Source organism: Populibacterium corticicola (assembly GCF_042683685.1).
In the GTDB taxonomy this organism is placed as follows: domain Bacteria; phylum Actinomycetota; class Actinomycetes; order Actinomycetales; family Cellulomonadaceae; genus Timonella; species Timonella corticicola.
Genome location: NZ_JBHUOP010000015.1, coordinates 1 through 1,406 on the forward strand (window position 1 = coordinate 1; position 1,406 = coordinate 1,406).

The window sequence follows — 1,406 nt, forward strand, 5'->3', positions numbered from 1 at the left end:
GAGACGCTTCTATAGTTGTCAAGTTGTCGCTGGGGTGTGGTGCAGTGTGTTGAGTGTGCGGTAGAGGTCTCGGGCGATGTAGCGTTTGAGGCATCGTCGGATTTCACGGTTCGTGCGCCCTTGAGCCAGACGTTTTTCGATGTAGGTTTTGGTATCGCTGTGGTTCTTCATACGTGAGATCGCGATGATGTGTAGCGCGTGGTTTAACCGTCGATCCCCACCACGGTTGAGCCTGTGTCTGATCGTGTTTCCACTTGATGCTGGGATCGGGCTGGTACCCGCTAGTGCCGCGAACGCAGCCTCGCTGCGCACTCGTCCAGGGTGTGACCACGCGGCAATAATGATGGCCGCGGTATAGGGGCCGATACCGGGCTGGTCAAGCAGCGGCGCGGCTGGACTGTAAGTGATCAGTTCCTGCATGCGTTTATGGTTTGAGGCCAGTGTTTCTTTGAAAGCAAGGATCTGGCGTGCCAGACGTACTGCTTCGTCACGAGCTACTGCTAATGCCAGGGGTTCATCTCGGCTGCGCCAGCGTGAGACCTCACTGATGTGAGTTCCGGTCAATGGTTTACGGGCATCGATACCCAAATCATTAACGCGTAGTAATGCTGTTAACGCGTTGGTGTTCATTGTTTTTTGCTGCGTGATGTGATCACGTGCCGCGATCAATACGCGCAGGGCGTGGCGCACTCCATCGTCTGCGCGTGGGCGGCGTAGTTTGTCGTGGCTGATAGCCAGTGTTGCTACTGCGATTGCGTGAGCATCAAGTGGGTCTGATTTACCAGTCCCGCGTTGAGATGGTGTGGTTGTGCGTGGTGCTTCAGCAACCTCGTAGCCTGCTTGTGTGACTGTGTGTGCTAGTTGTGCCCCATAGGTAGCAGCACACTCAATAGCCCACAATGCAGTTGGCGCATTCGATGTCCCGCGTTTAACCCACGCGAGTGCTCTAGCGATACCAGGAGCAGTTGTAGGGAATGTTTGGCAGCCTACCAACTGCGCGGTAGTTGTATCGATGATGGCGTAGGTGTGTGTTTTCGCGTGGGTATCGACACCAATGACAAATGGATAACAATGCGCGACGATGGTCATGCGGTTGACGTCCTTCCTGAGAGGCAATCATCTAGGATCAAGCCGTGTACCGGCCGATGCCTTTCTGGGAGGAAATCACTTCGGGGCAACTCTGTGATGGGCCACAACCCCCTTCTTACTTCAGGGGTTGGGCAGGCTTCTAATCAGGCCATCGAAATGGGCCAGGAGACATCGGCCGTTCCCTGATAATCGGGCAAGTCTCGTGTAAGACACCGCGATGGGGTCAAGAGTGCAATGAGCCACGATCATCAAGGAACAGCCAATACCAACCCTGCCAGCCAATCCCAGATCAGCCAAGAACAACTCTCACAGAGTGC

Annotated in this window: 1 protein-coding gene; it reads right to left on the minus strand. The window is 55.0% G+C overall.

Going from position 1 to position 1,406, the window contains the following annotated elements:
- Positions 1 to 18: 18 nt before the first annotated feature.
- Complete coding sequence (locus tag ACFSYH_RS14895) at positions 19 to 1,089, minus strand: IS110 family transposase (protein WP_377468257.1); 1,071 nt, start codon at positions 1,087 to 1,089, stop codon at positions 19 to 21.
- Between the last annotated feature and the right edge of the window lie 317 nt (positions 1,090 to 1,406).